The sequence below is a fragment of the Posidoniimonas polymericola genome (assembly GCF_007859935.1).
In the GTDB taxonomy this organism is placed as follows: domain Bacteria; phylum Planctomycetota; class Planctomycetia; order Pirellulales; family Lacipirellulaceae; genus Posidoniimonas; species Posidoniimonas polymericola.
In genome coordinates, this window is the sequence record NZ_SJPO01000001.1 from 1,030,052 (window position 1) to 1,039,300 (window position 9,249).

Genomic DNA, 9,249 nt, shown 5'->3' on the forward strand with positions numbered 1-9,249 from the left:
CACCATTGACCGTGGGGATTCTTCCGCCGGCGGTGTCCAACCCGGCTGGCTCTTCTTGCAAGGTGACTTCGATGCTCAAGCAACCGTCTTTCTGGATCGGTGTGGTGATTGCCCTGGCTGTGGTCGGGTGGTTCCGCATGAACGCCAGTGAAGATGCGGAGGTGGTTCGCGAGAAGCCATCGAAAATTGCGTTCGTCACGGCGGGCGAGGGCGAGTTCTGGCAGGCCGCGGTGGCCGGCGCCGAGGACGCCGCCGAAGAGCTCGGCGTCGAGCTCGACGTCCGCATGCCGAAGCAGACCGAGAGCGTGCAGGAGCAGAACGAGCTGCTGACCACCCTCAGCTCGGGCAAGTACGACGGCATCGCGGTCAGCCCGGTCGACGCCGAAGGCCAGACCCCGGTGATCAACTCGCTGGCCGCCGACCGCCCGGTGGTGACCTACGACTCCGACTCGCCGCTCTCGGCCCGCCACGGGTTTGTCGGCACGAGCAACTTCAGCGCAGGGCTGCGGGCCGGCACGCTGGTCAAGCAGGCCTTGCCCGCAGGGGGCGAGGTGCTCGTCCTGATGGTCAACCGCACCAAGAGCAACATGCAGGACCGCCGGGCCGGCTTCAAGACCCGCATCGAGGAGTCGCCCAACCCCGAGCAAGAGGTCGTTGACCAACGCTACCAGGTGGTCGACTACCTGACCGACGAGGGGGACGACCAGCGTTGCCGTGAGAACATCCAAGAGTCTCTCGAGGAACACCCGGACCTGAAGTGCATCGTCGGCATGAACGCCCGGCACGGACCGATCCTGCTGAGCGTGCTGAAGGAGGCCGGCAAGCTTGGGCAGATCAAGCTGATCACCTTCGACACCCTGCCGGAGACGCTCCAGGGCGTCCGCGATGGCAGTATCTCGGCGACCATTGCCCAGGACCCGTTCAAGTACGGCAACGAGGCGGTGCGGATGCTGGTCTCGTTGCACAGCGGCGACCCCCAGTACCTGCCGGTGGTCGGCCGCGGCGCGATCCACGTCAGCGTCGAGGCGATCGACAACAGCAACATCGACGAATTCCAGAAACGCGTCGAGCAACGCATCAAGCGGTCGAAGAAACCGATGACAGCCAAGGCTCTATGAGTTGTCTTCGTGCCTGCCAGGCGGCGCTGATCGCCCTGTTGCTCGCGTCGGCTACGCTGGCGGAAGACACCGCCGCCGCCGATACCCGACTGAGCGAGCGGGTCAACCTGCGGACCAGCTACTTCGCGTTTACGCCGCCGGAGTCGCTCGCAGCCTGGAACGAACGCCGCGAAGCCGTGCGGCGTCAGATCGCGGTCGCCGCTGGGCACTGGCCCGATCTTCCCCGCCCGGAGCCAAACGCCGTTGTGCACGGCGCTGTCGACCGCGACGCCTACACGGTTTCGCGGGTCTACCTTGAAACCGTGCCGGGGCACTACGCCACCGGCAGCCTGTTCCGGCCGAAGTTGGAGGGGCGGCATCCGGCGGTGATCTCGCCGTACGGGCACTGGCCGGGCGGGCGATTCCAGGACACCGGCCCCGAGGGCGTCGCGCGGCAGATTGCCGAGGGCGCCGAGAAGTTCGAGGTCGGCGGCCGGCACGCGATTCAAGCCCGCTGCGTGCAGCTTGCGCGGATGGGCTGCGTGGTTTTCCTGATCGACTGCGTCGGCTACGGCGACAGCCAGCTCGATCAGGCCAGCATCCACCAGCCGACCGCCGATATCGTTGTCCGTGGCCAGCCATGGGGCTTCTACAGCGCCCAGGCCGAGCTCCGCTTTCAGAACCCGCTCGGCCTGCAGCTGTACGACGCGCGGTGTGCGCTCGACTGGCTGGAGACCCTGCCCGACGTCGACCCGGACCGCCTGGCGGTGACCGGCGCCAGCGGCGGCGGCACGCAGACCATGATGCTCGGCGCCACGGACGATCGGCTGAAGGTGAGCTTCCCGGCGGCGATGGTCTCGACCGCGATGCAGGGGGGCTGCCCGTGCGAGAACGCCGTCTGCCTGCGGCTGGGGACCGGCAACGTCGAGATCGCGGCGCTGTTCGCCCCCAAGCCGATGGGCATCGGCGCCGCCAACGACTGGACCCGCGAGATGCCGACCAAGGGCTTCCCGGAACTGCAGACGCTGTACGGCCTGTACGGCGAGCAGGACCACGTGAGCCTCACCTCGCTGAACCAGTTCGGCCACAACTACAACTACCCTACCCGGGCGGCGATGTACCTGTGGATGAAGGAGTGGCTCGGCCTCGACGACAGCGTCGACCCGGTGGAGCGTGACTTCACGCCGCTCACCATCGAGGAGCTCACCGTATGGACCGACGCCCACCCCAAGCCGACCAGCGGCGACCGGCACGAGGTCGAGTTGCTGCAACAGTGGACCAGGCTCTCCGACGCGGCGCTCGCCGACGCGCGGCCTGACTCGCCAGAGGGCCTGGCCGAGTTCCGACGCGTAGTTGGCGGCGCGCTCGAGGTCATGACCGGCCGGGCTGGTAGCGGTGCAGCGCGTATTTTGGTCGAGCAAGGCCCAATCAGCCTGCCGGGCCGCGATCAGAAGCGAAACCTGACGGTTCGTAACCCGGATGACGGGGCGGTGATACCCGCGGTGCTCTTCGGGCAGCGCGGCGGAGACACACCGATCGTCATCTGGACCCACCCCGGGGGTCGATCCGGGATCGATGGCGAAGTACTGATGCGCCTCGTCCACGCGGGCTACCAGGTGCTGACGGCCGACCTGCTGAACCAGGGTGAGCACCTGGTTGGCGGCGAGCAGATCACCGAGCTCCCCTCCGACGTGCCGGAACGCGCGTCGGCGGGGCTGACCTACGGCTACAACCGCACGCTCGTCGCCGAGCAGGCGGCCGATCTGCTGGCGCTGGTTGCCGCCGCGGAGCAGATCGCGCCCGGAGCCCCCGTGATGCTGCTCGCCGAGCGCGGCACGGCGCCCTACGCGGCGACCGCGTTTGCGCTGGCGGGCGACCGACTGACGGCGGCGGCGATCGACACCGGCAGCTTCCGCTTCGCGGACCTGGCCGACTGGCATGACCTCCGCTTCCTGCCGGGCGCGGTCAAGTACGGCGATTTGCCGGGCCTGTTCGCCTTGGGCGCGCCCACGCCGCTGATCGTCGCAGGCGAGGAGTCCTACTCGCTGCCGCTGGCTGTGTGGGCCTACCAGTCGGCGGGCAATGAGAGCTCGCTGGACTACACCACAGGCGACCAATTCACCGCCGCCGTGCTCCGCTTTTTCAACGATCACCAGTAGGTCGAAGAGATGACTGCCTTGGTTGCTACCCCACTGCGCGCCGCCCTGTTGATGACGCTTGGACTGGTGTCCCTCGAGGCGCACGCCGATCCGCTTCGGGTCGACCGCGTCACGTGCGAGTACGCCGAAAACCCGCTGGGCGTCGATGTCCCCGCGCCGCGGCTGACTTGGAAGCTCGAGAGCGACCAACGCAACCAGCGGCAGACCGCCTACGAGGTGCTGGTCGCCAGCAGCCGTGCGTTGCTCAACCAGAACCAGGGCGACCTCTGGTCGTCCGGCAAAGTCGCGTCTGACGAGACCGTGCTGATCCCGTACGACGGGGAAGAACTCGAGTCGTCGCAGCCCGTGTTCTGGAAGGTCCGCGTCTGGAACCAGGCCGACGAGCCAAGCGAATGGAGCGAGCTGGCCCAGTGGACCATGGGCGTGCTCGACGAGGACGATTGGCGGGGCGAGTGGGTGGTCGCGCCGTGGGAGAGCGAGTCGGTGCTGCTCCGCAAGGACTTCACCGTGAAGCCGGGTCTTAAGCGGGCGGTCGCCCACGTGTGCGGGCTGGGTCACTACGAGCTGACGCTCAACGGCCACAAGTCGGGCGAGGCGCTGCTAGCCCCCGGCTGGACCAAGTACAACCGCACCTGCCTGTACGAGACCCACGACATCACCCGTATGTTGCAGGAGGGCGCCAACGCGGCCGGCGTCGCGCTCGGCGACGGCATGTACCACACCGAACGCCGCAACCGCTTCAGCAAGTTCCAGGGCACGTTCGGCCCCAAGCGGCTGATCGGCCAGATCGAGCTGTGGTACGAGGACGGCTCGCACGAGGTGGTCGCGACCGACGCCTCGTGGCGGGTCTCGCGGGGGCCCACCACTTACAACGACATCTACGGCGGCGAGGACTACGACGCCCGACTGCTCGAGGCAGGGTGGGACTCGCCCGGCTTCGACGCCGGCCACTGGGACCACGCCGTGCTTTTGGTGCGGCCCGGCGGGAAGCTCCGTGGGCACACGTTCAGCGCGCCGCCGCTGCAGGCGATCGAGTCGATCGAGCCGGTCGCCGTCCAAACGCTCAGCCCGACACGCGACGTCATTGACCTCGGCCAGAACACCTCGTACATGCCGCGGATCCGAGTCAGCGGCCCTGCCGGCAGCACGGTCCGGCTGACTCACGCCGAGATCGTCAACGACGATGGCAGCATCAACCGCGGCACCTGCGGCGGCAACCGCGGCCCCGCCTACTGGCAGTACACCAAGGCGACCGACCAGCCCGAGGAGTGGTTTCCGCGGTTCTTCTACGCCGGCTGCCGCTACCTGCAGCTCGACAAGCTACCGGCCGAGGAGGGCGGTAAGCTGCCGTCGCTCGACAAGATCGAGGGCGTGGTGGTCCACTCCATCGCGGCGCCGACCGGCGAGTTCCGCTGCTCCAGTGATCTGTTGAATCAAGTTCGCGAAGTTGTCCGCTGGGCCCAGCGGTCGAACATGGTGTCGGTGCTTACCGACTGCCCGCACCGCGAGAAGCTCGGCTGGCTGGAGCAGTACCACCTGAACGGCCCGGCGATCCGCTACGAGTTCGACGTCGCGCCGATCCTGATCAAGGGGATGCGGGACATGGCCGACTCGCAGACCGACGACGGGCTGATCCCGAACATTGCGCCGGAGTACGTCAAGTTTCCGGGCACGTTCCGCGCGGCCGCCGAGTGGGGCGCCGCGTTGATCCTCGTGCCGTGGCAGCACTACCAGGCGACCGGCGACTCCAAGCCGCTGGCCGACTACTACGACGTCATGCAGCGGTACATGCAGTACCTCGACTCCAAGGCCGATGGCTACCTGCTCGACGAGGGCCTGGGCGACTGGTACGACCTCGGTCCCGCCGACCGGCCGGGCCACGCGCAGCTCACGCCGCCGCAGGTGACCGCCACCGCGTTCTACTTCCTCGACGCTAAGCGGATGGCCCAGATCGCCGAGCTGCTCGGCAAGCAGGACGACGCCCGCCGCTACCAAGACCTCGCCGCTGCGATCCGCGAGGCGTGGCTCGCCGAGTTCCGTCATGAGGATGGCTCGTACGCGACAGACTCACAATGCTCCAATGCCATCGCGCTGTGGATGGGCCTGGCCCGCGAGGACGAACGCCAGGCGGCCCTCGCCGCGCTCATCCAGGACATCCGCGACCGCGGCGACGCGCTCACCGCCGGCGACGTCGGCTGGCGGTACGAGATCCAGTCCCTCGCCGACGCCGGCCGCAACGACGTCCTGTACGACCTGTTCACCAACCCCAACAAGCCCGGCTACGCGATGCTGATCGGCAAGGGCGTCACGAGCCTCACCGAGGCCTGGGACGCCAACCGCCACTCCTCGCACAACCACTTCATGCTCGGCCACATCACCGAGTGGTTCTACAAGGACCTGGTCGGCATTGGCCCCGACCCGACCGCGCCCGGCTATCGCAACGTGCTGATCAAGCCGCAGCCGGTCGACCAGATCGACTGGGCCGAAGGCTCGTACGACTCGATCCGCGGCCCGGTCCGCGTCCGCTGGGAGCGGGAGGGCCCGCGGTTCCTCCTCGAGGCCGACTTGCCACCCAACACCACGGCCACGATCCATCTCCCCGGTGGCGACCTGACCGAGGGCGTCCGGCCCGCCGCCGAGAGCGAAGGCGTGCTGTCGGTCGAGCAGCGGGATGGCCGCAACGTCGTGCGGGTTGGCTCGGGCAGCTACGCGTTTGTCGTCGAGTAGTTGGCCGCAACGGGCGCAACCGCCGAAGCCGCTGCTGCGGGCGGCGCTCGCGAGTGGAACCGAGCAGCGCGTCGGCGCATAATGATCCGTTCCGGCAACCGCTTCTCTCCGAAGGACCACCGATGCCCGCTAGGATCCTGCTGTCGTTGTTCGCGCTGACGGTTCTGTGTCCCGCGTGGGGCGTCGCCGCCGAACCGGCGCCCTCCAAGCGGCCGAACATCCTGTTCATCTTCTCCGACGACCACGCTCCGCACGCGATCGGCGCCTACAACGGCTGGCTCAAGTCGGTCGACCCGACGCCCAACATCGACCGCCTCGCCCAGCAGGGCATGCTGTTCGAGAACAGCTTCTGCACCAACTCCATCTGCGGGCCGAGCCGCGCGGTGATCCTCACCGGCAAGCACAGCCACATCAACGGCTTCATGAACAACGGCAACCGCTTCGACGGCGGGCAGCCGACCCTGCCGAAGTACCTGCGGGCCGCCGGTTACCAGACCGCCCTCTACGGCAAATGGCACCTGAAGAGCCGACCGCAGGGCTTTGACGACTGGAAGATCCTGTCGGGGCAGGGGCTCTACTACAACCCCGACTTCCAGACGCCCGACGGCCGCGTCACGGTCCAGGGCTACTGCACCGACATCGTCACCGACATGGCGGTCGACTGGATGACCAACCAGCGCGACGCCGACAAGCCGTTCCTCCTGATGTGCCAGCACAAGGCGCCGCACCGCAACTGGATGCCGCCGCCCCGCTACCTTAACCTGTACGACGGCGTCACGATCCCCGAGCCCGACACGCTGTTCGACCAGTGGACCGACAACGCCTCGCCCGCCCGGGCGCAGGAGATGGAGGTCGACCGCCACATGGACCTGGCGTGCGACCTGTTTGTTGGACTCACGCCGGACTACCAGGCGCCGGCGGACGGCAAGTCGCGCGACCAGTCCGCCGCGGTGAACCTCAAGCGCTTCACGCCCGAGCAGCTCGCCGCCTGGAACGCCGCGTGGGGCCCCAAGGACGAGGAGTTCCGCCGCCAGAACCCGCAGGGCAAGGACCTCGTGCGGTGGAAGTACCAGCGCTACGCCAAGAACTACCTGCGCTGCGTCCGCACCGTGGACGACAGCGTCGCCCGACTGATGCAGACGCTCGACGAGCTCGGCATCGCCGACAACACGATCGTCGTCTACTCCTCCGACCAGGGGTTCTACATCGGCGACCACGGCTGGTACGACAAACGCTGGATGTACGAGGAGTCGCTCAAGATGCCGCTGATCGTCAAGTGGCCCGGCGTGGCCAAGCCCGGCTCACGCGATCGGCATCTTGTGCAGAACCTCGACTACGCCGAAACCTTCCTCGACGCCGCCGGCGTCAAGATCCCGGCCGACATGCAGGGCCGCTCACTCGCGCCGCTGCTACGCGGCGAAACGCCCAACAACTGGCGGGACGCCATCTACTACCACTTCTACGAGTACCCCGGCGTGCACATGACCGCCCGGCACTACGGCATCCGCGACCAGCGCTACAAATTGATCTACTTCTACCAGCAGGACGAGTGGGAGTTCTACGACCTTGAGCAGGACCCCGATGAACTGACCAACGCCTATGGCGATCCCCGCTACGCCCAGCAGATCGCCGACATGAAGCAGCGGCTGACCCAGCTCCGCGAGCACTACGGCGATGGAACCGGCGACGCGCCGCCGATCACCACGGCCGCCAACTTCTAAAGCGTTCCGGCGGTGAGGGATTTTGTCCTGGAGTTCTGACCCACTCGGGACAAAAGTCGCCGCCGCGCGCCGCCACACTATTTGGTTTCGCACTGCGATAGCAGCGCCGACGGCCTGCTGGCCGGTAGCCGCCCGCCGACTTTTGTCCACCAAAACGGGAAATCGATTCCTAGGGACAAAAGTCGCCTCCTAGCGCCGGCCGTCGTGGCCGTAACTCGTTTTCGTGGCGTTGGTTGCGTAAAGCTCCTCGTGTTAGGACGCCCGACTTTTGTCCCCTTCTGCTCGTAGCGGGGGACAAGACTCTCTCGCGAGAGCGCCTCGCCAATCGGTCCAGGAAGCGACCCCGGAGCCGATGGGCGTCCCCCTATTGGATCACGCTGGGGCGCCTCTCGCCACAAGAATCCGGCGGAATAGCGATAGCGAACGCGAGTCGAAAACGGGGACTGGCTCGCCGCGCCGGCTGAGTTGGGAACCAGTCTCCGCGTCGACGCGTCGTGCCTGTCCCCCTTTTCGACGGACCATCAGATAAGCCGGTTGCCCCGGGGCGCCGCTTGAAAGGGGGACAGGTACTCGACCGCGGTTGCGCCGCAGCCAAGGAAGGGTTGGCCGCGCAGTCGAGAGCCAGTCCCCGGGTCAAGCTCACCTGATGCTGCTGTAGCGTTTGAACTCGCTAGCCGTGGGCATTCGCTTCGCTGCCGCCCACATTACGCCGGAAGAGCCATACGTTTGACTTGTCCTTCAATAGATGGGCATACTTGCAGTGACGTCCAATCGCAGGCTTGGTGTCATTGCCACGCTCGTGTGGCAATGCTGAACATGGGTCAGATGCCCACGCGAGCGTCATGCACGGCGCCCAGCTGCGCGGTTCTTCTAGGCATGGCAATGGGAAGAGAGATGCGGCACAAGTTCAATCAAAAGAACACTCAGTCTATGAGGGTACTTTCGGACACCGTGCGTGATGGTGTGCTGAGAGCGGAAGATATCACTTACGATGCGTCAGAGAAGAAGTCAGTCATTAGCTTGAAGATTCCGAACTTCACTGAACCGAGTCGGTGGACCACTTGTGCTGCAACGCTCTCGGAAACAGGTTGGCATTTGGCTTGTAGGGTTGAATTCAACGGCGTCAATAGCGTTGCAACCCATCTGCTGAAGGGGCACAACGAGTCTATGATCTTTTCTGTCGGAGGTATTCTTGCTGTAAATGAATCGCTACGTATTGATACTTACGATGGTCTTGAGGTAACGATAAGCGGAGATGATATCGATGGAGTCTTGGTCTGCTAGAGGCATACAACCGCGGCCACGTCACAACCAAGGCAGTGATCGGCAGCGCAGTCGAGAGCCAGTCCCCGTTTCAAGCTCACCTGGCGCTGCTATTCTGAGATCGTAGCCCATCGGTTGTAGGTTTGACCTTGTTCGCGATGGGCGTTCGCCTCGGCGGGTAGCACTGACGCAACATGCCCTAGGGTGGCACTTTACGCCGTTAACCCTCTGACAGTAGTAAGATTGGTCTTGATGCGGTGGCTTGGTCGCCTTAGAGGCGGT

General features: G+C 66.0%; 5 protein-coding genes. All 5 read left to right on the forward strand.

Annotated elements, in window-relative coordinates; all coding sequences use genetic code 11:
• Positions 1–71: 71 nt before the first annotated feature.
• The 5 genes from Pla123a_RS04070 to Pla123a_RS04090 all read left to right on the forward strand — a co-directional run bounded on the left by Pla123a_RS04070 (position 72) and on the right by Pla123a_RS04090 (position 8,988).
• Positions 72–1,118, forward strand: a complete 1,047-nt coding sequence (locus tag Pla123a_RS04070) for a substrate-binding domain-containing protein (RefSeq protein WP_146584231.1) — start codon at positions 72–74, stop codon at positions 1,116–1,118.
• Entirely contained in the window at positions 1,115–3,256 is a 2,142-nt protein-coding gene (locus Pla123a_RS04075) for an alpha/beta hydrolase family protein (RefSeq protein ID WP_146584232.1), read from the forward strand. Before Pla123a_RS04070 ends, Pla123a_RS04075 begins: the two co-directional genes overlap by 4 nt.
• Before the next feature lie 9 nt (positions 3,257–3,265).
• Entirely contained in the window at positions 3,266–5,983 is a 2,718-nt protein-coding gene (locus Pla123a_RS04080; protein WP_146584233.1) for a family 78 glycoside hydrolase catalytic domain, read from the forward strand.
• Between the two features lie 122 nt (positions 5,984–6,105).
• Entirely contained in the window at positions 6,106–7,704 is a 1,599-nt protein-coding gene (locus tag Pla123a_RS04085; RefSeq protein WP_146584234.1) for a sulfatase family protein, read from the forward strand.
• 930 nt (positions 7,705–8,634) lie between these two features.
• Positions 8,635–8,988 (forward strand): hypothetical protein, encoded by a 354-nt coding sequence (locus tag Pla123a_RS04090; RefSeq protein WP_146584235.1) that lies wholly within the window; start codon positions 8,635–8,637, stop codon positions 8,986–8,988.
• The last annotated feature ends 261 nt before the right edge of the window (positions 8,989–9,249 follow it).

Coding starts and splice junctions, on each gene's coding strand:
- Pla123a_RS04080 (WP_146584233.1), top strand. CDS start 3,266: ATGACTGCCTTGGTTGCTACCCCACTGCGCGCCGCCCTGTTGATGACG.
- Pla123a_RS04075 (WP_146584232.1), top strand. CDS start 1,115: ATGAGTTGTCTTCGTGCCTGCCAGGCGGCGCTGATCGCCCTGTTGCTC.
- Pla123a_RS04090 (WP_146584235.1), top strand. CDS start 8,635: ATGAGGGTACTTTCGGACACCGTGCGTGATGGTGTGCTGAGAGCGGAA.
- Pla123a_RS04085 (WP_146584234.1), top strand. CDS start 6,106: ATGCCCGCTAGGATCCTGCTGTCGTTGTTCGCGCTGACGGTTCTGTGT.
- Pla123a_RS04070 (WP_146584231.1), top strand. CDS start 72: ATGCTCAAGCAACCGTCTTTCTGGATCGGTGTGGTGATTGCCCTGGCT.